Annotated in this window: 13 protein-coding genes; 12 read left to right on the top strand and 1 reads right to left on the bottom strand. The window is 63.2% G+C overall.

What is annotated here, in order from left to right:
* The first annotated feature begins 346 nt into the window (after nt 1-346).
* The 8 genes from I2H31_RS08790 (at nt 347) to I2H31_RS25475 (ending at nt 17,492) form a co-directional block, all read left to right on the top strand.
* Nucleotides 347-3,115 (top strand): alpha-d-galacturonidase, encoded by a 2,769-nt coding sequence (locus I2H31_RS08790; protein WP_230687607.1) that lies wholly within the window; start codon nt 347-349, stop codon nt 3,113-3,115.
* An 82-nt stretch (nt 3,116-3,197) separates the two neighbouring features.
* Nucleotides 3,198-4,748: an MGH1-like glycoside hydrolase domain-containing protein gene (locus I2H31_RS08795; RefSeq protein ID WP_196292654.1), complete on the top strand. Its 1,551-nt coding sequence runs from the start codon at nt 3,198-3,200 to the stop codon at nt 4,746-4,748.
* Between the two features lie 104 nt (nt 4,749-4,852).
* Nucleotides 4,853-6,406, top strand: coding sequence for a glycoside hydrolase family 28 protein (locus I2H31_RS08800; protein WP_196292655.1), 1,554 nt, complete (start codon nt 4,853-4,855; stop codon nt 6,404-6,406).
* A 175-nt stretch (nt 6,407-6,581) separates the two neighbouring features.
* Entirely contained in the window at nt 6,582-9,368 is a 2,787-nt protein-coding gene (locus I2H31_RS08805) for a glycoside hydrolase family 95 protein (RefSeq protein ID WP_230687608.1), read from the top strand.
* Nucleotides 9,369-9,457: 89 nt separating this feature from the next.
* Nucleotides 9,458-12,967 carry a malectin domain-containing carbohydrate-binding protein gene (locus I2H31_RS08810; RefSeq protein WP_317192201.1) on the top strand — a complete coding sequence of 1,170 codons (3,510 nt, stop codon included), beginning with the start codon at nt 9,458-9,460 and terminating at the stop codon, nt 12,965-12,967.
* 133 nt (nt 12,968-13,100) lie between these two features.
* Nucleotides 13,101-14,696, top strand: coding sequence for a sodium:solute symporter (locus I2H31_RS08815; RefSeq protein ID WP_196292657.1), 1,596 nt, complete (start codon nt 13,101-13,103; stop codon nt 14,694-14,696).
* 64 nt (nt 14,697-14,760) lie between these two features.
* Nucleotides 14,761-15,687, top strand: a complete 927-nt coding sequence (locus I2H31_RS08820; RefSeq protein WP_196292658.1) for a dihydrodipicolinate synthase family protein — start codon at nt 14,761-14,763, stop codon at nt 15,685-15,687.
* A gap of 77 nt (nt 15,688-15,764) precedes the next feature.
* Entirely contained in the window at nt 15,765-17,492 is a 1,728-nt protein-coding gene (locus I2H31_RS25475; protein ID WP_196292659.1) for a T9SS type A sorting domain-containing protein, read from the top strand.
* 113 nt (nt 17,493-17,605) lie between these two features.
* Here the strand turns inward: I2H31_RS25475 and I2H31_RS08830 are convergent, their stop codons facing one another.
* A complete protein-coding gene (locus tag I2H31_RS08830) occupies nt 17,606-18,502 on the bottom strand; it encodes an AraC family transcriptional regulator (protein ID WP_196292660.1) in 897 nt (298 codons plus the stop codon).
* 529 nt (nt 18,503-19,031) lie between these two features.
* Between I2H31_RS08830 and I2H31_RS08835 the strand changes: the two genes are divergently transcribed.
* From I2H31_RS08835 to I2H31_RS08850, 4 genes are all read left to right on the top strand, one after another.
* Nucleotides 19,032-20,708 (top strand): fucose isomerase, encoded by a 1,677-nt coding sequence (locus I2H31_RS08835; RefSeq protein WP_196292661.1) that lies wholly within the window; start codon nt 19,032-19,034, stop codon nt 20,706-20,708.
* Between the two features lie 86 nt (nt 20,709-20,794).
* Nucleotides 20,795-22,456 carry a pectate lyase family protein gene (locus I2H31_RS08840; protein WP_196292662.1) on the top strand — a complete coding sequence of 554 codons (1,662 nt, stop codon included), beginning with the start codon at nt 20,795-20,797 and terminating at the stop codon, nt 22,454-22,456.
* 84 nt (nt 22,457-22,540) lie between these two features.
* Nucleotides 22,541-23,935: a glycoside hydrolase family 140 protein gene (locus I2H31_RS08845; RefSeq protein WP_196292663.1), complete on the top strand. Its 1,395-nt coding sequence runs from the start codon at nt 22,541-22,543 to the stop codon at nt 23,933-23,935.
* 6 nt (nt 23,936-23,941) lie between these two features.
* On the top strand, nt 23,942-24,907 hold the full coding sequence (locus I2H31_RS08850; RefSeq protein WP_317192202.1) for a glycoside hydrolase family 43 protein: 966 nt from the start codon (nt 23,942-23,944) through the stop codon (nt 24,905-24,907).
* Nucleotides 24,908-24,973 lie beyond the last annotated feature (66 nt).

A 24,973-nucleotide genomic window follows, 5' to 3' on the forward strand; every position in this document is an offset into this window, starting at 1 on the left:
CGGCCGCGGCTTTTGGTGGCAATGGCCGCGGCCGCAACGAGGCAAGCGCCGCCGCTTTGGCCGCACTGAGGCTGCCCGTTTTGCCATGGCAACATGCTACAACACGCGGAGAAGATGGTACACGAAAGCCGGGCCGCCCGCCAATACTTTTGACCTGATGCCATTTGTCAATTCCACTTCCTGCTTCAGCAAATTGCCAGCGCGCCAGAACCGTTGGAATCACCTTGCTTGCCGCGCGTTCCTGTTTGTCGGCTTGCTACTGGGTGCGGCCCAAGTTTCCGTCGCTGCCCATGCGGCGCCGGAGCCCTCCGCAGGGCGTAGGGACGCGACCCTTCGCGTCTCTTGGTTGAACGACGATGCCTGGACGAAACCCGCACGGCGCGGCCGCCGAGACGCAACCTATTGCGTCCCTACAGCACGCCAAAAGGCTGCCAAAACCCGCACCATTCTGCTGCCCCAAAAAGCCCATTCCCGGCTGCAATACGGGGCCGGCCGGCTGGCTGCCGCCCTGCGTGCCGCCGGCTACCAGGTGCAGGTGCAGCAGGCCGATAAGCTGCCGAAAACCAAGGGCCTCATCGTAATCGGCCAGGCCGCCGACCCGCTGGTGCGGCAAGCCACGGCCGCCTTCCGCGCAACTTCTGACCAGGCGCCGGGCAAGGAAGGCTTCGCCATTACGTCGGCCAAAGACGACGCCCTGCTCATCAGCGGAGCCGATAATTCGGGCGCGCTCTACGGCTGCCTGGAACTGGCCGGGCAGGTGAAAAACCAGGGCCGGCTCAGCGACAACCTGCACCTCACCGACCAGCCCGAAATGGTGCTGCGCGGCACCTGCATCGGCGTGCAGAAGCCCACGTACCTGCCCGGCCGCGGCGTGTACGAGTACCCGTACACGCCCGAAACCTTTCCCTGGCTCTACGACAAGGCCCTGTGGATTAAGTACCTCGACATGATGGCCGACAACCGGCTGAACTCGCTCTACCTCTGGAACGGCCACCCGTTTGCCTCGCTGGTGCGGCTGAAGGACTACCCGTTTGCGGTGGAAGTGGACGACGCCACGTTTCGGAAGAACGAAGAGATGTACCGCTTCCTGACCGAGGAAGCCGACAAGCGCGGCATCTGGGTGATTCAGATGTTCTACAACATCATCGTTTCCAAGCCCTTCGCCGAGCACTACAAGATTAAAACCCAGGACCGCGCCCGGCCCATCGTGCCGCTCATTGCGGACTACACCCGCAAGTCCATCGCCGCCTTCGTGGAGAAGTACCCGCACGTGGGCCTGATGGTGGCCCTGGGCGAGGCCATGGAAGGCGCCGGCCAGGACGACGTGGACTGGTTCACGAAAACCATCATTCCCGGCGTGCAGGACGGCCTCAAGGCGCTGGGCCAGACCGAGCAGCCGCCCATCGTGCTGCGCGCCCACGACACCGACGCTCCCCGCGTCATCACCGCCGCGCTGCCGCTCTACAAAAACCTCTACACCGAAGCCAAATTCAACGGCGAAGCCCTCACCACCTACACGCCGCGCGGCTCCTGGGCCGAGCTCCACCGCCAGCTGAGCGGCATGAATTCGGTGCACATCGAGAACGTGCACATCCTGGCCAACCTGGAACCGTTCCGCTACGGCTCGGCCGATTTCATTCAGAAATCGGTGCAGGCCATGCACCGCACCTACGGCGCCAACGGCCTGCACCTCTACCCGCAGGCCTCGTACTGGGACTGGCCCTACTCGGCCGACAACGTGGCCGGCCGGCAGCTGGAAGTCGACCGCGACTGGATTTGGTACCAGGCCTGGGCCCGCTACGCCTGGCACGCCGACCGCCCCCGCCCGGCCGAAATTGCCTACTGGGGCAAGGAGCTGGGCGCAAAATTCGGCTGCGACGAGCAGGCCGGCGAGCAGATTCTGGAAGCCTATGAGCAGGCCGGCGAAATCGAGCCCAAGCTGCTGCGCCGCTACGGCATCACGGACGGCAACCGGCAGACGCTCACGCTGGGCATGCTCATGAACCAGCTGATTGACCCCAAGCGCTACGGCTTGTTTACGCTGCTGTATGAGTCGGAGGCGCCGGAGGGCGAGATGATTATCGAGTACGCCGAGAAGGAGGCAAAAGGGGAGAAGCACGTGGGCGAAACCCCGCCGCAGGTGGCCGCCGAAGTGGTGGCGCACGGCCGGGCCGCCGTGGCCGCCATCGAGCGCGCCGCGCCCGCCATCACCAGGGACAAGGCCGAGTTTGAGCGCCTGAAAAACGATATGTACTGCCAGGACGCGCTGGCCAATTTCTATGCCGAAAAGGCGCGGGCCGCGTTGCAGGTGCTGCGCTACAAGTACTCGCACAACGTGCAGGACCTGGCCGCCGCCGTGCCCCTGTTGCAAAGCAGCGTGGCGCACTGGCAGAAGCTGGTCGGCCTCACCAAGGGCACCTACCTCTACGCCAACAGCATGCAAACCTCGCAGCGAAAAATCCCGATGCGCGGCGTGGACGGCACCTACAAAACCTGGGCGGAAATGCTGCCCGTGTACCAGCGCGAGTTGGCCGATTTTCAGCACAACCTCGACTCATTGAAAACGGCGAAAAGCAGCGTAGCTACCCCGAAAGCCCAGGTGCTCCGCAACGCCCCGGTGGTGCTGCTGAACAAGAAGCCACAGCCCCTGTGGATAGCCGCCGGCCAGCCGGCTTTTGCCGATACCACGGCCCGCATCACGGCCTTTGCGCCCGAATTGGCCGGGCTGGAAGGGGTCCTGTTTAGCCGGGCGCAGCAGGTAGCCCAGGGCACCGAAATCCGGTTTTCAACCAAAAAGCCGGTGCAGGTGCTGGTTGGGTTTTTCACCCAGAAAAGCCCGCGCTACCTGCCCGTTCCCACCCTGGAAATTGACGCCAGCGCCAACGACTACGGCCAGGCCGACAGCAAGATTTTGAATGCCCTGGCAATTGAAGGAATGCCGCCCGTGAACGTGCACGCTTACTCCTTCAAAGCCGGCACGCACACGCTCAACCTGGCCCGCGGGTCTTGTGTGGTGTTGGGTTTCGTGGATGCCACGCAGCCGCTGCGCACCTATGATGCCGGACTGGGCGAAGGGGTGCGGAAGGTGGGCGAATTGGATTGGTTGTTTGAGTAGCTATGTAGCGCGGACTTTGTAGTCCGCGTCGTTGATAACCTGACCTGCCGCGGACTACAAAGTCCGCGCTACTTTCCTTGCTATGAAACCCACTCGCTTGCTTTTTGCTCTCAGCCTGCTCAGCACCGCCCTGGCCGCTGCCCAGCAGCCCGCGCCCGTGCTCACGCCCGAGCACCTGCGCGCCAGCGTGGCCCGCTTCAATGCCCTGGACAAGGAAGACGTCATCAACCTCGTGCCCAACGCCCAGGCGGCCGACTGGCTGGCCCGGCAGGTGCCGCTGTTTGAGTGCCCCGACTCGGCCATTCAGGAAACGTACTACTACCGCTGGTGGACCTTCCGCAAGCACCTCAAGCAGACGCCCGACGGCTACGTGTTCACGGAGTTCATTACGCCGATGAAGCACGCCGGGCCCTACAACACCATCAGCAGCGCGCTGGGGCACCATCTCAACGAAGGGCGCTGGCTGCACGACCCGCAGTACATCGACCAGTACACGCGCTTCTGGCTCACGGCCCGGCAGCCGCAGGTGAATGCCAAGCTGCACAGCTTCAGCAGCTGGCTGCAGGATGCGGTGTATGGCCTGTATGAAGTAAATAACAACCAGGCATTTGTGCAGGAACTGCTGCCCGCGCTCAGCGCCGATTACCGGCAGTGGGAAAAGGAGCGCCGGCTGCCCAGCGGCCTGTTTTGGCAGTACGACGTGCGCGATGCCATGGAGGAATCCATCAGCGGCGGGCGCAAGGAGCAGAACGTGCGGCCCACCATCAACAGCTACATGTACGGCAATGCCAAAGCCCTGGCCGCCATGGCCAAACTGGCCAAAAACGATACCCTGGAGCGCACATACGCCGCCAAAGCCCAGCAGCTCCGCGCCGACGTGCAAAAGACGCTCTGGGACCCCAAAGCCAGCTTTTTCAAGGTGCAGTATGCCAAGGGCGGCCTCTGCGAGGCGCGGGAGGAGCTGGGCTACATTCCCTGGTATTTCAATTTGCCCGCCGACAAGCCGCAGTACGCCAAGCAGTGGGCGCAATTGACTGATGAAGGCGGTTTCCGGGCGCCCTGGGGCCTCACCACGGCCGAGCGCCGGGCGCCGGGCTTCCGCACCCACGGCTCGGGCCACGGCTGCGAGTGGGACGGCGCCGTGTGGCCCTACGCCACCACCCAAACCCTGAAAGGCCTCGCTAACCTGCTCACCGAGTACAAGCATCACGACGGCATGAGCGCGCAGGTTTATTACGACGAGCTGCGCAAATACGCCCGCTCGCACCAGAAAAACGGCGTGCCTTACCTAGGTGAGTATCAAGACGAAAAAACCGGCGAGTGGCTGAAGGGCGACAACCCGCGCAGCAGCTACTACAACCACTCCGGCTTCGCCGATTTGGTGATAACCGGCTTGGTGGGCTTGAAGCCACGCCCGGACAACGTGGTCGAAGTTTTTCCGCTGGTGCCCGCCGGCCAGTGGGATTGGTTTGCCCTCGACCAGGTGCGCTACCACGGCCGGATGATTTCGGTGGTGTGGGACAAAACCGGCCAGAAATACGGCCGCGGCCAGGGCCTGCGCATTTTTGCCGATGGCAGGGAAATTGGACACGCCAAGGAATTGAAGCGGGTGACGGCTAAGCTGCCGGGATGAACGATGTAGAGACGCGACACTTCGCGTCTCAACGTTGAACGACCCACGCATGGCGCAGACGCCGAGACGCGAAGTGTCGCGTCTCTACATCGTACCAACCTTCTATGAAACACTTTCTTGCTGCCTTTCTCCTGCTTCTGAGCATCTCCGCCGCCCGCGCGCAGGACTACTACAACGTGCTGAAATACGGCGCCCGCAACGACAGCACGAAGCTCGCTACCGCCGCCATTGCCAAGGCCATTGATGCGGCCAGCAAGGCGGGCGGCGGCACCGTGTACTTCCCGGCCGGGCGCTACCGCACCGGCCCCATTCACCTCAAAAGCAACATTACCATTGAGATAGGAGCAGGCGCTATCCTGTACTTCAGCGACAATTTCGACGACTACCTGCCCATGGTGCCTTCGCGCTACGAGGGCATCGACGTGACCAGCTTTTCGCCGCTGTTCTACGCTTACAAGGCGCAGAACATCACCATCCGGGGCCGGGGCATTATTGACGGGCAGGGCAAAAAGTGGTGGGACTACGCCGAAGGGCAGTCGCGCAAAAGCCAGGACTCGAAGTGGCAGCAGGAATTCAAGCGGCTCAACGCCAACATCCTCAGGCCCGACGAAGCGGGCGGCGTGATTGACCGGGCGTTTCTGCGGCCGCCGTTCATTCAGCCCATGTTTTGCCAGAACGTGCTCATCGAAGGCATCACCATCCGCAACTCGCCGTTCTGGACGGTGAACCCGGAGTTCTGCGAAAACGTGACCGTGACCGGCGTCACAATCACCAACCCGAAGTCGCCGAACACCGACGGCATCAACCCCGAGTCGTGCCGCTACGTGCACATTTCGAACTGCCACATCAGCGTGGGCGACGACTGCATCACCATCAAATCGGGCAAGGACGCGGCCGGCCGCAAAATGAACGTGCCGGCCGAAAACTACACCATCACCAACTGCACCATGCTCAGCGGGCACGGCGGCGTGGTCATTGGCTCGGAGATGTCGGGCGGGGTGAAAAAAATTGTGATTTCCAACTGCGTGTTTGACGGCACCGACCGCGGCATTCGCATCAAAACGGCCCGCGGGCGCGGCGGCGTGGTGGAAGACATTCGCGTCGACAACATCGTGATGAAGAACATCCGCGAGCAGATGATTGTGCTCGACATGCAGTACGCCAAAACCACGCCGGAGCCGGTGTCGGAGCGCACGCCGCGTTTCCGCAACATCCATTTCAGCAACATCACCGCCGAGGGCAACCAGGCCGGCCTGCTGAACGGCCTGAGCGAAATGCCCATCGAAAACGTCTCGTTTTCCAACCTGAACCTCGACGCCAAGCAGGGCTTCACCATCCGCGAGGCGCGCAACATCGCCTTTCACAACGTGCAGGTGAACACCACCCTCGGCCCGGCCGTGCGTGCCGAAAGCGTGCAGCTGCTGCGCCTCGACGGCGTGGGCAGCGCCACGCCCTTGGCCGGCACCCCGCAGGTGGAGCTGAACAACGTGCAGGATGCCTTCATCTACAACTCCTTCCCGGCGCTGGGTACTGAAACCTACCTCAAGCTCAAGGGCGCCAAAACCCGCAGCATTGTGCTGCAAAACAACAATTTTAAGTACGTGAAAGCGCCCGTGTCGCAAGATGAAGCCGTGACGGAGCGCGTGGTGGGGCCGTAGTTGAAGTGAAACCTAACCGTCATGCAGAGCGCAGCGAAGCATCTCGCTTGCCGCCACTAATTCCACTTGCTGATTGAATTACGCCTGCAGGCGAGATGCTTCGCTACGCTCTGCATGACAGGTTGATTCTAAGCTGATTTCTATTTCAATGCCGCGCCTCCTTTTTTTTCTCCTATTGCTCGCCCTCCCCGCCGCGGCCCAGCAGCCGCTGAAGCTGTGGTACGCCCAGCCCGCCGAAAAGTGGACCGACGCGCTGCCCCTCGGCAACGGCCGACTCGGCGGCATGGTGTTCGGGGGTGTGGCCCAGGAGCACATTCAGTTCAACGAAGCCACGCTCTGGACCGGCCGGCCGCGCCCCTACGCCCGGCCCGGCGCCGCGCCGTACCTGCCCCAAATCCGCCAGCTGCTGGCCGAAGGCAAGCAGGCCGAGGCCGAACAACTGGCCGAGCAGCATTTCATGGGCCTGAAAGACCACGAGGAAACCTACGACGCCGAAAAAGCCGCCTGGCTGCAAAAGCTGCGCGCCGTGAGCGTGGCGCAGGCCCTGGCCCAGCCCGGCTGGAAACCCCTGGCCATCCCCACGCCCAACGGCTGGGAAAGTGCCGGCCTGGAAGGACTGGACGGCGCGGTCTGGTTTCGAACCAGCTTCGACCTGCCGGCAGCCTGGGCCGGCAAAGACCTCACGCTGAGCCTGGGCCGCATCCGCGACGCGGACGTGACCTACGTGAACGGCCAGCAAGTGGGCACCGACGAGGGCATCAGCAAGAAGCGGCGCTACCGGGTGCCGGCCGCTGCCCTCCGGCCGGGCCGCAACGAAGTGGTGGTACAGGTTATCAATTACTTCGACAAGGGCGGACTGATTGGGGTGAAGGAAAAGCAGCCGGTTTTCGTGGCCTACCCGGAAGGCGCGGCCTCCGAAACCGGCGTGGCGCTGGACCCCGCCTGGCAGTACTGGGTGCAGGATGCCAACCCGCCGCTGGCCCCCAGCTACCAGGCTTCGTACCAGCCGTTTGGGGATTTGTGGCTGGATTTCGCGCAGACGGGAGCGGTGAGCGGGTACCGCCGCGAGCTGGACATCAGCCGGGCCGTGGCCCGAACTACTTACCAGCAGGGCGGGGTGGCGTTTACGCGGGAATACTTTGCCAGCGCCCCGCACCAAACGCTGGTCACTCACCTGACGGCCGGTACCAAGGGCAAGCTCACATTCACGGCGCGGCTGGGCAGCGCCCACAGCCAGCGCAAAACCTACCGGCTCGACGACCACACGCTGGCCCTCGCGGTGCAGGTGCGCGACGGCGTGTTGCGCGGAGTGAGCTACCTGCGCATTTTTTCGGACGGCAACATCACCGTCACCGATGACCAGATTCGGATAGAAAACGCCGGCAATGCCACGCTGTGCTTGGTGGCGGCCACCAATTTCAAGAGCTACCAGGACGCATCGGGGCAGCCGGAGCAGCGGGCGCAACTCGTGCTGGACCGTACGTCCAAAGTCTTGTACGAAGACCTCAGGACGGCCCACATTCGGGACTACCAGCCGTTGTTCAATCCCTTTGCCCTCGACCTCGGCCACACGCCCAATGAGCAGCTGCCGACCGACCGGCGCATCCAGAACTTCAGCCCCGCCGCCGACCCCGGGCTGCTGGCGCTCTACCTGCAGTACGGGCGCTATTTGCTGATTTCGTCGTCGCGGGCCGGCGGGCTGCCGGCCAATTTGCAGGGCCTCTGGAACGAGTCGCTGACGCCCTCCTGGGGCAGCAAGTACACCACCAACATCAACCTGGAAATGAACTACTGGCCGGCCGAGGTGCTGAACCTCTCGGCCTGCACCACGCCCCTGTTCAAGTTTCTGGACGAGGCCGCCCAGGCCGGCCAGGCCACCGCCAAAGCCCACTACAACGCGCCCGGCTGGGTGTTGCACCACAACACCGATATCTGGGCCGGCACTGCGCCCATCAACGCCGCCAACCACGGCATCTGGGTGACGGGCGCGGCCTGGCTCTGCCAACCCATTTGGGAGCATTACCAGTTCACGCAGGACCGCCGGTTTTTGCGCGACCACTACCCCGTGCTGAAGGAAGCCGCCCGGTTTTACGCCAGCTTTTTGGTGAAAGACCCACGCACCGGTTGGCTCATCAGCACGCCCTCCAACTCGCCCGAGCACGGCGGGCTGGTGGCCGGCCCCACCATGGACCACCAGATTATCCGGGAACTGTTCAAAACCACGGCCGAGGCAGCCAAGGTGCTGGGCGTGGACGCTGACCTGCAATTGGAATGGATTGCTAAAGCCAGCCAGCTGGCCCCGAACCAAATCGGCCGGCACGGCCAGCTGCAGGAGTGGCTCGAAGACAAGGACGACCCCGCCGACACGCACCGCCACCAGTCGCACCTGTGGGGCGTGTTTCCGGGCACTGACATCACCTGGAACGAGCCCCAACTGATGCAGGCCGCCCGCACCTCCCTCACGCAGCGCGGCGACGGCGGCACCGGCTGGAGCCTGGCCTGGAAAGTGAACCTCTGGGCTCGTTTCCGCGACGGCGACCACGCCCTGCGCATCCTCGAAAAGCTGCTCTCGCCCGCCGAAAACGGCACCGGCCCCGAACAGGGCGGCGTGTACAAGAACCTCTTCGACGCCCACCCGCCCTTCCAGATTGACGGCAACTTTGGCGGGGCCGCCGGCATGGCCGAAATGCTGCTGCAAAGCCAGGCCGGCGCGCTCGATTTACTGCCCGCCCTGCCTGCTGCCTGGCCCACCGGCAGCGTGCGCGGCCTGCGCGCCCGCGGCGGCTTTGTGGTAGACCTGAAGTGGGCCGGGCACAAGCTGCAAACCGTGGCTATCAAGTCGGAAGCCGGGCGGGAGTGCGTGGTGAAGTATGGCGGCAAGGAGCTGCGGTTTGCGACGAAACCGGGCGGAATGTATAAGCTGGCGGACGTAGGGGCGGGGCTCGCCCCCGCCCGCCGTTGAACGAAGACGGAATGACGATTTTGCGGCTGCTGCAACGATTTTGGGCCACGACGGGCGGGGGGAAGTCCTGCCCCTGCATCGTGCTGCTTGTGCTTCTGCTCACAACCCAAACCCACGCCCAAACCCGCACCACCATCCCCTTGCCAGACAACTGGCGCACCACCGCCGACGACCATAATCAGCAAGCCCACCCCAATTTCGAACGCCCCGATTTCAATGACCACGCCTGGCAAACCGTGGCCGTGCCCCACAACTGGGACGCCTACGAAGGCTACCGCCGCCAGCGCCACGGCAACCGCCACGGCTACGCCTGGTACCGCAAAACCTTCTCGGCGCCGGCCGCCGCGAAAGACGCCCGCTACTTCCTGTTTTTCGAGGGCGTGGGCTCCTACGCCACCGTGTGGCTGAACGGCCGGAAAGTGGGCTACCACGCCGGCGGCCGCACCACGTTCACGCTCGACGTCACGGCCGCCCTCAGCCCCGCCGGTCAGCCCAACCTGTTGGCCGTGCGCGCCGACCACCCGGCCAACATCCAGGATTTGCCTTGGGTGTGCGGCGGCTGCTCCGAGGAGCGCGGCTTCTCCGAGGGCTCGCAGCCGATGGGGATTTTCCGGCCGGTGGCGCTGGTGGTCACCAGCCCGGTGCGGGTAGAGCCCTTCGGGGTGCACGTCTGGGCCGATTCCACGGTGTCGGCCCAGGCCGCTAACTTGTTCGTGGACACGGAGCTGCGCAACTACGGCGGCCAGGCGCAACCCCTGACCATCAGCAGCCAGCTGCTGGACCGGCAGGGGAGGAGCGTGGCCGAAATCAGCACGAAGCAAAAGCTGGCGGCCGGTGCCACCACCCAGCTGCACCAGCAGCTGCCGGCGCTGAAGCAGCCGCACCTGTGGTCGCTGCAGGACCCGTATTTGTACCGCCTCATTACCAAAATCAGCGCGAAGGGCAAGCTGCTGGATGAGGTGGAAACGACCTACGGCATTCGGTGGGTGAGCTGGCCGATTGGCCGCGCGGCCGTGGCCGGGCAGAAGCAGTTTCTGCTGAACGGCCAGCCGGTTTTCATCAACGGCATTGCCGAATACGAGCACCTGCTGGGCCAGAGCCACGCCTTCGGCAACGCTCAGATTCGGACCCGCGTGCAACTGGTGAAGGCCGCGGGTTTCAATGCTTTTCGCGATGCCCACCAGCCGCACAACCTGCGCTACCAGGCCAACTGGGACTCATTGGGGCTGCTGTGGTGGCCGCAGCTGGCCGCCCACGTGTGGTACGACACGCCGGCCTTTCGCCAGAACTTCAAAAACCTGCTCACCGACTGGGTGAAGGAGCGCCGCAACAGCCCCTCGGTGGTGCTCTGGGGCCTCGAAAATGAGAGCACGCTGCCGGCAGATTTCGCCCGCGAATGCAGTGCCCTCATCCGCCAGCTCGACCCCACGGCCTCGCGCGAGCGCAAAATCACGACCTGCAACGGCGGCCAGGGCACCGACTGGGACGTGCCCCAGAACTGGACCGGCACCTACGGCGGCGACCCCGCCACCTACGCCGCCGACGTGGCCCGCCAGGTCCTCATCGGCGAGTACGGCGCCTGGCGCACCCTCGACCTGCACACCCAAGGGCCGCCCGTGCTCAACGCCGGCCCCTTCAGCGAAGACCGGTTTGCCCAGCTCATGGAGCAGAAGGTGCGCCTCGCCGAATCGGCCAAAGACCAGACGGCCGGCCACTTTTTCTGGCTCCTGACTTCGCACGACAATCCCGGTCGCGTGCAGGGCGGCGAAGGCCAGCGCGAGCTCGACCGCATTGGCCCCGTCAACTACAAGGGTCTGCTCACGCCCTGGGAAGAGCCCACGGATGCATTTTACATGTTCCGGGCCAGCTACGCGCCGAAGGAAAAGGAGCCGATGGTTTACCTCGCCTCGCATACCTGGCCCGACCGCTGGCTGACGCCCGGCCGCCGGGACAGCATCACGGTCTACTCCAACTGCGACGAAGTCGAGCTGTTTAATGACGTAAATGCTACCTCTCTGGGCCGCAAAAGCCGCGCCGGTGGCGTCGGCACGCATTTCCAGTGGGATGGGGTGCAGGTGAAATACAACGTGCTATACGCCGTGGGCTACGTGGGTGGCAGGGCCGTGGCGAAGGATTATATCGTGCTGCACCACTTGCCCAAAGCCCCAGGCTTCGATAAATTCCTGGCCGATGCCCAGCCCCTCACCCAGCCGCAGCCGGGCCTCAACTACCTCTACCGCGTGAACTGCGGCGGCCCCGCCTATCAGGACCAGCACGGCAGCACCTGGCAGGCCGACCAGCCCCGCACCGGCCCCACAACCTGGGGCTCGGAATCCTGGACGCAGGAGTTTCCGGGTCTCTCGCCCTTCTTCGCCAGCCAGCGCCGCACCCACGACCCCATTGCGGGCACGCGCGACTGGCCGCTGTTCCAGACCTTTCGCTACGGGCGCGAAAAGCTGCGCTACGCCTTCCCGGTGCCCAATGGCGAGTACACGGTGGAGCTGTATTTTGCGGAGCCCTGGCTGGGCACCGGCGGCGGGCTGGACTGCACCGGCTGGCGCCTGTTTGATGTGGCCATAAACCAGAAAACCGTCCTCCAAAACCTCGATATCTGGAAAGAAGCCGGCCACGACCACGCCCTGAAAAAGACCGTGCAAGCCTGCGTGACGGATGGGCAGCTGGTGATTTCCTTTCCCCGCGTCGCCTCCGGGCAGGCGCTGATTTCGGCCATTGCCATTGCTACGGCCGACGCCGCGGCCAAAGCGGCGCCCGCTCCGCAGGCAGTTATTCAGGCGGTGAAAGCGCCGGGGCAGCCGACGGCTTCGCTGGCCGCATCGGCCCAAGCCTGGCTGGATACCGGCATTCCGGCTTACGCCACCGCGCCCGGCACCTTCAGCAAATTGCCTTCCGAGTTGTTCGGGGCCGAGTGGCTGCGCGGGCCGGCCGCAGGGTTCACCGTTTCCACGGCCGCCGATGTTTACGTCGCCCTCGACGCCCGCGCGGCGCGCCCCGCCTGGCTGCAAGGCTACGAGGAAACCAAGGCCTCCCTCGAAACGGCCGACGCTGCTGGCCCGCACCCGTTCCGGGTGTACCGGCGCCGCTTCCCGGCCGGGGCCGCCGTCGCTTTGGGCCCCAACGCGGCCAACGCCTTGCCCTACGTCGTGGCCGTGAACCGGGCCAGTACCATCGAACCGGCCTACGACCTCAAGGCCATCACCGGCTACAAGCCCGCCACCGCGCGCCTCAGCGGCCCGGGCATGGCGAAGGAAACCGTCAACAACAAAGAGAGCATCATCTTCCGGGAAGCCAGCGGCGGCGCCCTGGAATGGAATATCCAGGTGGGCGTGGCCGACACGTATTCGCTCACCTTCCGCTACGCCAACCAACTGGCCCGGCCGCTCACGGCCCGGCTCACCATGGCCCTGGCCGATGGCACCGTGCTCAAAACCGAAAACGTGGAGCTGCTGCCCTCCAAGCCAGGCAAGTGGAACTACCTCACCACCTCCACCGGCGGCATGATAAACGCGGGCAGCTACCGCGTGAAACTCACCGCTACGGATGCCGCCGGCCTCAGTGTTTCGGGGCTGGATGTGCAGTAGGGCCACGAAGCCAAGATGCTACAATAGGAGGGGAACATGGTATACCCGGCCGGTTTCGGGCGGGGGTAAATTTGCTAGTGTTCGGCGAAGCCGTTCTTAGCCCTAAGTCGCGGCAATTTGGTAATATGGCCTCATGAGCAATTTGCGAGTTCTTGACCTGGTCATCATCGCCCTGTACCTGGTGGCCATGATTGCCGTGGGGGCCTATTTCTCCCGCAAAAACCTGAATGCCGAGCAGTATTCCAGCGCTTCTGGCCTGATTCCGGGCTGGGCCATTGGCATGTCCATCTATGCCACTTTTCTCAGTAGCAACACCTTTTTGGGCGTGCCCGGCAAGGCGTTTGGCGCCAACTGGAACGCCTTTGTGTTCAGCATCTCCATGCCGCTGGCGGCCTGGGTGGCCACGCGCTACTTTGTACCATTTTACCGCGGCACCGGCGAAATTTCGGCCTACACCCACCTGGAGCACCGCTTCGGCAGCTGGGCGCGCACCTACGCCGTGGCCTGCTTCCTGCTCACGCAGCTGGCCCGCATCGGGTCCATCTTCTTTGGTATTGCCCTCACCCTGCAGGCCCTCACCGGCTTCTCGATGGAAATGATAATGCTGGTAACCGGCAGCTGCATCATCGTCTACACGGTGCTGGGGGGTATTGAGGCCGTTATCTGGACCGAAGTGGTGCAGGGCGTGGTAAAGACCTTCGGCGCGCTGCTCATTCTGTACCTGATTGTGACCAACATGCCGGGCGGCTTTTCGCACATCGTGGCCATCGGGCAGGAGCAGCACAAGTTCAGTCTCGGCGGCTTCGCGCCCGATTTCACGCAGTCCACCTTCTGGGTGGTGCTGCTCTACGGCTTCTTCATCAACCTCAACAATTTCGGGGTCGACCAGAACTACGTGCAGCGCTACCACACCGCCACCTCGTCGCGGCAGGCGGCCAAGTCCATCTGGCTCTGCGTGTTGATTTACGTGCCGGCCTCGCTGCTGTTCTTCGTCATCGGCTCGGCGTTGTTTGCCTACTACCAGGTGCACCCCGAGCTGATTGAGGCCGTGAAGCTGAAAGTGGCCGCCGAAAAGCTGCCCCTCACCGCCGCCGCCGCCCAGCTCAGCCAGGCCGCCGCCGCCCTGCAGCCCGCTGACTACGGCGACAAGGTGATGCCGCATTTCATGGTCACGAAAATCCCGCCCGGCTTCGTCGGCCTCATCGTGTCGGCCATCCTCTCGGCGGCCATGAGCACCATCAGCTCGGGCATGAACGCCTCGGCCACCGTTTTCACCGTCGACATCTACGAGCGGTATTTCAAGTCCAACCTCAACGTGAAGCAGACCATGCGCGCGCTGCACATCGGCACGGTGGCGGTGGGCCTGCTGGGCATGGGCGTGGGCATCGCCATGATTGGCGTGAAAAGCGTGCTCGACGTGTGGTGGCAGCTGTCGGGCATTTTCGCGGCGGGCATGCTGGGCTTGTTTCTGCTCGGCATCATCAGCCGCCACACCCGCAACGCCGAAGCCCTCACGGCCACCATCATCGGCGTGCTGGTCATCGTCTGGCTCACGCTCTCTCCCCGGCTGCCCGAAGCCCTGGCCGCCTTCCGCAACCCCTTGCACCAGAGCATGGTGATTGTGGTGGGCACGCTCACCATTTTCCTGCTGGGCCTGCTGCTCACCCGCCTCCGCCAGGGCCGCGCCGTGCCCCTGGCCCCCGAAGAATTAACCCAGTCCGTGCACTAGCCGGCCCCGCACTTTCTACCCCCGAACGGCCCGCCTGCGGCCCCGAAAACAAGCCTTTATCATTATGCAACATTCATCGAAGGGATTTATCCCGGTCATGCTCATGCCTTTTCAGAACGATGGGCAAATTGATTATCCGGCCCTTACCGGTCTGACCGAGATGTATTTAAAAGCCGGCGCCGCCGGATTATTCGCCAATTGCCTCTCCAGCGAGATGTTTGAGCTGAGCGCCGAGGAGCGCCTGCAAAGCATCCGCCACATCGTGGACGTGGCCGGCGGCGAAGTGCCCGTGGTGGCCACCGGCACCTTCGCCGGCCCGCTCACTGAGCAGGCCGATTTCGTGAAGCAAGTCTACGAGGCCGGCACCGAGGCCGTCATCGTCATCACCGGCCTGCTGGCCCGGCCGGAAGAATCCGAGGCCGTGTTCAACGAGCGGTTTCACCGCCTGCTGGACTGGACGCCAGGCGTGCCGCTGGGCTTCTACGAGTGCCCCGAGCCCTACAAGCGCGTGCTCTCGGCCGGGCAGCTGGGCCAGTTCGTGGGCACCGGCCGCGTCACCTATCACAAAGACACCTGCCTGGACATCGAGCAGATTCGGGCCAAACTCGCCGCCACCGAGGGCCACCAATTCGGCCTCTACGATGCTTACATGGGCCACGCCGTGGAAAGCCTGCGCGCCGGAGCGGCGGGCCTCTCCTGCATTCAGGGCAATTTCTTCCCGGAGCTGATTGTGTGGCTGTGCCGGAACTACGACAACGCCAGCCTGCGCGCCGAAGTAAACGAAGTGCAGGAGTTTTTCATCAAAAACATGGGCGTGATGCACGACGTGTACCCCACCGTGGCCAAGTATTCGCTCAAGCAGCGCGGCGTGGACATTTCCACCTTCACCCGCCGCAAGGTGGGCAATTTCACCAGCACCATCCGGGCCGGCGTAGAGGCGCTGTACGGCGACTACCGCGTCCTGAGCCGCCATTTGGAGCTGGTGGCGTAGGGTAGGAGAAAAGGCCCGACGCTTTCCAAAACAGCCCTTAGCAAATCCGCTCACCTTTCCTTCAAATTTCACCCGTTATGCAGCAATTTTCTACCCCCTCACGCCGCCCGACGGCTTTCGTTCACTGCGGTTTCGTCGCCGCGCTGCTGGCCCTGGCCGCCGGCTCCGCGCAGGCCCAGTTGGTGGCTTTTCCGGGGGCGGAGGGCTACGGCCGGTTTGCCACCGGTGGCCGGGGCGGGCAGGTGGTGGAAGTAACCAACCTGAACGACTCGGGCGCGGGCAGCTTTCGCGACGCCTTCAACCAGTTTCCCGGGCAGCCCATCACCATCGTCTTTCGGGTGGGCGGCCTCATCGAGCTGGCCACGCCGCTGCGCCCCACGCGCTCGGACGTGACCATTGCCGGGCAAACGGCCCCCGGCGACGGCATTTGCCTGAAGCGCAGCACGTTCAAGCTGTTCGGCAACAACATCATCGTGCGCTACATGCGCTCGCGGCCGGGCGACGTGCAGGGCTCCAACTCGCCGGCCGTATACGGCATGGACATGGAGAACTGCAAGAACTTCATCATCGACCATTGTTCCTTCAGCTGGTCCATCGAAGAAACCGGCACCTACTACGACAACAAGTACTCCACGGTGCAGTGGTCCGTCTTCAGCGAGAGCCTCAACTCGTCCTTCAACGGCAAGGGCGACCACGGCTACGGCGGCGTGTGGGGCGGCCAGTACGCCTCCTACCACCACAACCTGGTGGCCCACCACCACAGCCGTGCCATCCGCTTCAACGGCGCCCGGGCCCACGACACCACCGCCGTGGTGGACTACCGCAACAACGTGATTTACAACTGGGGCAACGCCAACGCTGCCTACGGCAACGAGATTGAAATCAACGGCGGCTCGGGGCAGCTGAACCTGGTGAACAACTATTACAAGGGCGGCCCCGCCACGCCCGCCTCCCGCGCCAGCGTCATCTTCGACATCACCGAAGCCTACGACGCCACCCGGCCGAACAAGCCCGTGGCCACCGTGTATGCCGACGGCAACTACGTGGCCGGCTACCCCGCCGTGACGGCCAACAACTGGAACGGCGGCGTCCGGCTGCACAACTACCCGGCCGCCTCGATGCCCCTGTTTCAGCAGGCGTCCCCCACCGCCGGGCTGGCGCCCGTCACCACCGAAACGGCGCAGAACGCCTACCTCTCGGTGCTGGCCGGCGCCGGCGCCATCGCCCCGGTGCGCGATGTGCTGGACACCCGCATCGTGAACGAAACCCGCGCCGGCACCGCCACCGGCAGCAGCCCCGGCGGCTCGGCCACCTACGGCCTCAACCAGGGCATCATCGATACGCAGAGCGACGTGGGCGGCTGGCCCGTCTACGCCACCGGCCCCGCGCCCACGGACACCGACCACGACGGCATGCCCGACGCCTGGGAAACCAGCCGCGGCCTCGACCCCACCAATGCCGCCGACCGCAACACGCTGAGCAGCACGGGCTACACCATGCTGGAAAACTACCTCAACGGCTTGGCTACCACCACCGTGCTGGCCAACCGGAGCAGCGCCGCGCAGCTCCTGCTCCAGGCCTTCCCCAACCCCGCGCAGGGCCGCTTCACGGTGAAGCACCCCGTTGGTACGGACGCCGCCAGCATCACCCTCTACACCTTCGACGGCCGCCAGGTGGCCACCGTGCCCGTGAAATCGGGCAGCGCCGCCACTGAGCTGGCCGTTCCGGCCCTGGCGGCGGGCAGCTACCTGGTGCGCTACGCCAGCGCCCGCGAAATGCTGACCACCAAGTTCACCAAGGAGTAGCCGCTGAGCATTGCGGTAGAAAGCAGGAATAAAAAAGAGCCTTTTGCGTCAGCAAAAGGCTCTTTTTTATTCCTAAAACCGTCCAGGTATCAGGGCGAGAGGTGGGCGTTAGGTTACGCGGCCATTGCCAGTTCGCGGTGGCTGTGCAGGTACTTTTTCTTGTATTCGAGCGGCGTCATCTTCGTGATTTTCTTGAAGTGACGGTAGAAATTCGACACGTTGTTGAACCCGCATTCAAAGCAAATAACCTCGGTGGGCAGTTTGTCTTCGATGAGCTGGCGGCAGGCCTGGCTGATGCGAATTTCAATGAGGAAATCGTAGTACGTTTTCTTCGTAATCAGCTTGAAATAGCGGCAGAACGACGTGACACTCAGGTTGCTGATGGACGCAATTTCGTCGAGTGTGATTTCCTTTTTGTAGTTCGACAGCGTGTAGTTGCACACTTTGTTGATGCGCTGCACGTCGGACTCGTTGCTTTGCTTGAAGGCGTGGTGCTCCGAGGCGATGGTTTTGGTTTCCGCGGTTTCGGACAGGATTTTCAGGATAGACAGGAAGATGATGATGCGGTCCAAATCGGTAGCGTGCACGGCCTGGCGCATGAGCGGGGCCAGCTTGGCCTTGGCCTTGCCGGTGATGAGCAGGCCGCTTTTGGCCTTCTCAAACAGCTTGGGGATGAGGTAGGCCTCGGGCAGGCCGAAGAGGTAGCGGCCCAGGCACTCGGGCAAAAACTGAATGACGATGGCCTCTACCTCCTTTTCCGGGTTGCCCTGGAAATACTCCTCGTTGCAGCGCCAGGTGTGGGGCAGGTTGGCGCCCAGCAGCACAATCTCGCCCGCCGAGAAGTTGCTGATGTTGTCGCCCATCAAGCGCACGCCTTCGCCTTTGATGACGTAGTGCAGCTCCAACTCCGGGTGGTAGTGCCACACCGTGCCGAAATTGGGCTTTTGGTCGTGCCGAACGCTGAACGAGCTTTGGGGAGCTACCGGGACTTTGTGGAAGTGGGCTTTCATGGGAAGTGAAATTTGGTGGGAATTGTGGCGGGGCGGAGGGCAGCTAGTGGGATAAATTCCGGGTTGGTTTGGATGAAACCGTTTGGGAGAGAAGGAAATGAGGCAATAAAAAGGTTTCCGGCGGCTACCAGTCAGCCGGCTTCTCTAGGATATTATCCTATCGGTTGCGTTGCAGGAAATCGCGGGTTTTGGAAGCGGAGCGGTTGGTAAGTAGTCACTAATTTCTTTGTTCCAATAGCGCCAACTCTCCTGTACTTGCCTGCTCCTGCCACCCAGGCGCATAAATGCCGGTAAAAAGAGCCGGCGGCGGAAACGAGAAGATGGTAAAAACCTACAATCCAGGGTAGCAAAGGCCCCATGCTAACATCCTACACTAAGTAGGCAAGAAGCGGTAGGGCACCGCGGCGCCCGGCTAGCAAATTTGTAAAGCCAGTATTTCACCTGGTTTTTAGGCTAGCTGCTGCTGCCCACCGGCCCGCGCCGGGGCGGCCCGCCAGGAGCTGGTTCACGCAAAAAAGTCCAGCACGCCGTGGCCTCTTTCCCGACCAAAGAAGTTCTCCTCCTCGCCAGTGGCGACCTGCGCCTCGCCGCCAACCAAAACTGCTGGGCCGCCCAGCAGGCCATGGAAAAACGCCTCACCGCCGCCCTGGCCCGGCAGGGCTGGGCGGTGAAGCGCGCCCACGCCTACGACCCCGACAAGCAGCACGGCTTCATCGACTCGCAGCGCATGGGCATGGACGTGTTTCGCAACCTCCCGCCCCGCCAGCCGCTCATCGTGGCCGAAAGCGTGTGGCAATACTCGCACCACGTGCTGGCTTGCCTCACCACCCACCAGGGCCCCATCCTCACGGTGGCCAACTGGAGCGGCACCTGGCCCGGCCTGGTGGGCATGCTCAATTTGAACGGCTGCCTCACGAAAGCCGGCGTGAAATACAGCACGCTCTGGAGCGAAGACTTCACCGATGAATTCTTCGAAAGCAGCCTGAAAAACTGGCTGTCCTACGGCCGCATCGAGCAGGACGAACGCCACGTGCTCAGCTTCGACGCCGCCACCGTGCCCGCCGCCGAGGAGGAAACCGGCCGCGCGTTTGGCCAGCGGTTCCGGCAAAATAAGGCCATTATGGGCGTGTTCGACGAGGGCTGCATGGGCATGTACAACGCCATCGTGCCCGACGAGTTGCTGCACGCCACCGGCGTGTTCAAGGAGCGGCTCAGCCAGGCCTCGCTCTACGCCGCCATGCGCACCGTGAGCGACGCCGACGCCCAGGGCGTGCTCGACTGGCTGCTGGCTCGTGGCATGAAATTCAACTGGGGCAGCAACGAAGCCACCCAGCTTACCCAAGCCCAGACGCTGGAGCAGTGCAAGATGTACATCGCCGCCGTGCGCATTGCGGCCGAGTTTGGCTGCGACACCATCGGCATTCAGTACCAGCAAGGCCTCAAGGACCTGACCGTGGCCAGCGACCTGGCCGAAGGCCTGCTCAACAACGCCGACCGGCCGCCCGTCTTCTCCGCCGAAACCGGCGAGGAGCTGTACGCCGGCCAGGCCCTGCCGCATTTCAACGAAGTGGACGAGTGCGCCGGCCTCGACGCCCTGCTCACCTACCGCCTGTGGAACGAGCTGGGCCTGCCCGGCGAAACCACCCTGCACGACCTGCGCTGGGGCCAGGCGTTCGACACCGGCGACGGCGAAGAGTTCGTGTGGGTGTTTCTGATTTCGGGCGCCGCCCCGCCCGCGCACTTCGTGGACGGCTACAAGGGCACCAGCAGCGAGCGGCAGCCGCCCATGTATTTCCGCCTCGGTGGCGGCAGCGTGAAGGGCGTGAGCCGCCCCGGCTCCATCGTCTGGAGCCGCGTGTACGTGATGGATGGCAAGCTGCACTGCGACCTGGGCGTGGGCGAAGCCGTGGCCCTGCCCGCCACCGAAACCAAGCGCCGCTGGAAGCTCACCACGCCGGAGTGGCCCATCATGCACGCGGTGCTGCGCGGCGTGAGCCGCAACCAGATGATGGCCCGTCACAAGGCCAACCACATCCAGGTGGTGTACGCGCCCTACGAGGCCAAAGCCCACCAACTCTGCCGCATCAAGGCCGCCGCCCTGGCCGAGCTGGGCGTGGAAGTGCACTTCTGCGGCGACGTGCAGGGCGTGACCAAAGCCACCGAAACCAAAATATTGCCCGCCGAGTGGGCCACGGCTGCGCGCTAAGCGCCGCCTCGATTTTTACTGATTGAGCCCTTTTTGCTACGCTCAGCACCGCCAACGAAAGCAACTTCCCGCATCCCACCGCCACGATGAACCACCGCCGCGCCTTACTCGCCGTTCTTTTCGCTTCCGCCTGCGCCGCGCCCGCCGCCCGCGCCCAGTACCCCACCATTCCGCCGGAAGTGCAGGCCAAAGCCGACGCTGCCCTGGCCGACGCCCAGAAACGCTCGGACGAAGCCTGGGAGAAGGCCCAACCCATCATTCAGGCCGAAGCCAAAGCCGGCAAGCCCTTCATTCTCTGGGCCGCCAAGCCCGCGGACTTGCCGCAGTCGAAACGCTTGGCCTTCCCAGGCGCGGAAGGTGGGGGAGCCTACGTTTTTGGCGGACAAGGCGGCAAGGTCATCGTAGTGAAAAGCTTAGCTGACAGCGGCCCCGGCACTCTGCGCGAGGCGTTGGAGCAGGGCGGCGCGCGCATCATCGTGTTCAATGTGGCCGGCATCATCAAGCTGCAAAGCCCCATCATCATCCGGGCGCCCTACGTCACCATTGCGGGGCAGACGGCGCCCGGCGACGGCATCTGTGTGGCGGGCGAGTCGGTGTGGATTAACACGCACGACGTGGTGGTGCGCTACCTGCGCTTCCGCCGCGGCGCCATGGACGTGGCGCGCCGCGACGATGGGCTGGGCGGGAACCCGGTGGGCAACATCATCATCGACCACGTGTCGGCTTCGTGGGGTCTGGATGAAAACATGTCCATCTACCGCCACGTGTACCACAACCCCGAAACCGGCAAGGCCGACAAGCTGCCCACCGTGAACGTGACCATTCAGAACTCCATCTTTTCGGAGGGCTTAGACACCTACAACCACGCTTTCGGCAGCACCATTGGCGGGCTGAACAGCCTGTTTACCCGCAACCTGTGGGCCAACAACATTGCCCGCAACCCCTCGGTGGGCATGTACGGCGACTTCAACTTCGCCAACAACGTGGTGTTCAACTGGTGGAACCGCTCGGCCGACGGCGGCGACAACCACTCGGAATACAACTTCGTGAACAACTACTACAAGCCCGGGCCCATCACGCCCGCCGGCCAGCCCATTGCTTACCGCATTCTCAAGCCTGAGTCAGGCCGCGATAAGGATGCCAAGAACCTATTTGGCAAGGCCTACGTGGCCGGTAACGTGGTGGATGGCAACGACAAAGTGACGCAGGACAACTGGGCCGGCGGCGTGCAGGTGGAAGTCCCGTCTGATGCCGACAAAATTGTGGCTGAGATTCGAACCAACAAGCCCTTCACCCTGCCCAACATGAACACGGTGCTGCCGGCCCAGGAGGCCTACCAGTACGTGCTGGCCAACGTGGGCTGCACCCTGCCCCGGCGCGACGCCGTGGACGCCCGCATCGTGGAAGACGTGCGCACCGGCAAAATCAGCTACGCCAAAAACGCCCAGTCCACGCCTAAAAGTCCCTACATCAAACGCCGCTTGCCGGAAGATTCCTATAAAAATGGCATCATCACCGACCCCGCGCAGGTAGGCGGCTACCCCGACTACAAAGGCACGCCCTACGCCGACGCCGACAACGACGGCATGCCCGACAAGTGGGAAACCGCCCATGGCCTCAACCCCAAAAGCGCCGCCGACGCCACCCAGGACCGCGACAAGGACGGCTACGCCAATATTGAAGAATATTTGAACAGCATGGTGCCGTTGCAAAACGTGCGGCCGAATGCCGGAAAAGCGAAGTCGTAGGCCTGTAGCGTGGACTCTGCGAGTCCGCGCATGCACGTCCCTTTCATGCGCGGACTCGCAGAGTCCACGCTACACTTACCCCGCATGACCCTAAAAACACGCTTCTCTGCGCTGCTCCTGTTGCTGCTAGCTGCCTGGGCCCCAGCGACCGAGCCCACCGGCCCGCTCAAAGTGTCGCCCAACGGCCGCTACCTGATGACGGGCAGCGGCAAACCCTTTTTCTGGCTGGGTGATACCGGCTGGCTGCTTTTCAGCAAGCTCAAGCGCGAAGAAGCCGAAACCTACCTCGAAGACCGCCGCAAAAAAGGATTCAACGTCATTCAGGTGATGGTGCTGCACCAGGTGCCCATTGCCAACGTGTATGGCGACTCGGCCCTGACGCACGCCAACGTGGCCCGGCCCCTCACCACGCCCGGCAACTCGCCCACCGATGCGGCGCAGTACGACTTCTGGGACCACGTTGACTACATTGTGGACCTGGCGGCCAAAAAAGGCCTCTACATGGGCATGGTGCCGGTGTGGGGCACCAACGTGAAGAATGGCAAAGTCAATCAGCAACAAGCGAAAACCTACGCCACCTTCCTGGCCGAGCGGTATAAGAACCGTCCGAACATCATCTGGCTGAACGGCGGCGACATTGCCGGCTCCGACTCCCTGAAAGTCTGGAGAACCATCGGTGCCACGCTGAAGGCGGTGGACCCCAACCACCTGGAAACCTACCACCCGCGGGGCCGCACGCAGTCCTCGGACTGGTTCCATCAGGAAAAGTGGTTGGATTTCAACATGTACCAGTCGGGCCACCGGCGCTACGAGCAGGACACCTCCAAGAACGAAACGAACCACTACGGCGAAGACAACTGGCGCTACCAGCAAGCCGACTACGCCCTGAAACCCGCCAAGCCTTCGCTGGACGGCGAGCCGTCGTACGAGGGCATCCCGCAGGGTTTGCACGACATCACCCAGCCCCGCTGGACCGCTGCCGACGTGCGCCGCTACGGCTACTGGTCGGTGTTTGCGGGCGCGTTCGGCTACACTTACGGCCAGAATTCGGTGATGCAGATGCACAGCAGCTTCGACAAGGGCAGCGCCTACGGCTCGAAGGAGCTGTGGTCGTCGGCCATCAACGCACCGGGCGCGGCCCAAATGCAGTATTTGAAGCAGCTGATGCTGTCGCGGCCCTACTTTGAGCGCGTGCCCGACCAGTCGCTCATTGCCGGCGAAGTGGGGGAGAAGTACAACCGCCAGTTTGCCACGCGGGGCAAGAATTATGCCTTTGTGTACACCTACAACGGGCGAAATATGAAGGTGAACCTGGGCAAAATTGCCGGTGCGAAAGTGAAAGCGTCGTGGTATAGCCCGCGCGACGGGAAAACTACGGCCATTGGTACCTTTCCAAATAAAGGCACCCAGGAATTCAACCCGCCCGGCGAACAGAAGGATGGCAACGACTGGGTGCTGATTCTGGATTCCATCAGCTAACGTACCGTGGTCAACACCTTCACCAAATCCCTCTTCATCCTCGGCGGCGCCGCGCTGCTGAGTTCCTGCGCCAAAGAGGCGTATATGTTCACTTCCTTCCGCGAGCCGGCCACCGACGGGCTCCACTTCCTCTATAGCTACGACGGCTACAAGTGGCAGGACGCCGGCAAGTCATTCCTCACGCCGCAAGTGGGGCCCAGCAAGCTCATGCGCGACCCCAGCATCGCGCAGGGGCCGGATGGCACCTACCACCTGGTCTGGACCTGCGGCTGGAAGGGCGACAAGGGCTTTGGCTACGCTAGTTCTAAGGATTTAGTACATTGGTCGGAGCAGCGTTTCATCGACGTAATGAGCCACGAGCCCAGCACGGTGAACGTGTGGGCCCCCGAAATTTTCTTCGACCCGCCCACGCAGCAGTTCCTTATCGTGTGGGCCAGCACCATCCCATTACGTTTCCCCAAAGGCCAGGAAGAAGAGGATAACAACCACCGCCTCTACTACACCACTACTAAGGACTTCAAGACTTTCTCGGCTACCAAGCTCTACCTCGACCCCGGTTTCAGCGCTATCGATTCGGAAGTGCTGCGGCGCGGCGTTGATGACTACGTGCTGGTGGTGAAGGACAACACCCGGCCCGAGCGCGACATCAAAGTAGCTTTCGGCCCCACCGCCACCGGCCCTTTTCTGAAAGTATCTGAGCCCTTCACAGCCAACTTTACCGAAGGCCCCAGCGTGGCCAAGCTGCCGCATAATCAGTGGCTGATTTACTACGACGCCTACCGTGAGAAGAAGTACGGCGCCGCCAAAACCAGCGACTTCCTAACTTTTACCGACGTCTCGGCCCAAGTCAGCGTACCGACCGGCCACAAGCACGGCTCCATCTTCATGGTGCCGCGCAAGACGCTTAAGAACCTGTTGCAAACCGCGCCGGCCGGGGCTTCGGGGGCAACTTCAGCTACTGGAAAACAATGAGTAAATCCCAACTGCCGGCAGCATGTAGCGTGGACTCTGCGAGTCCGCGCCCGGGCGAACGTTTTA

It is taken from the genome of Hymenobacter ruricola (assembly GCF_015694525.1).
GTDB classification, from domain to species: Bacteria; Bacteroidota; Bacteroidia; order Cytophagales; family Hymenobacteraceae; genus Hymenobacter; species Hymenobacter ruricola.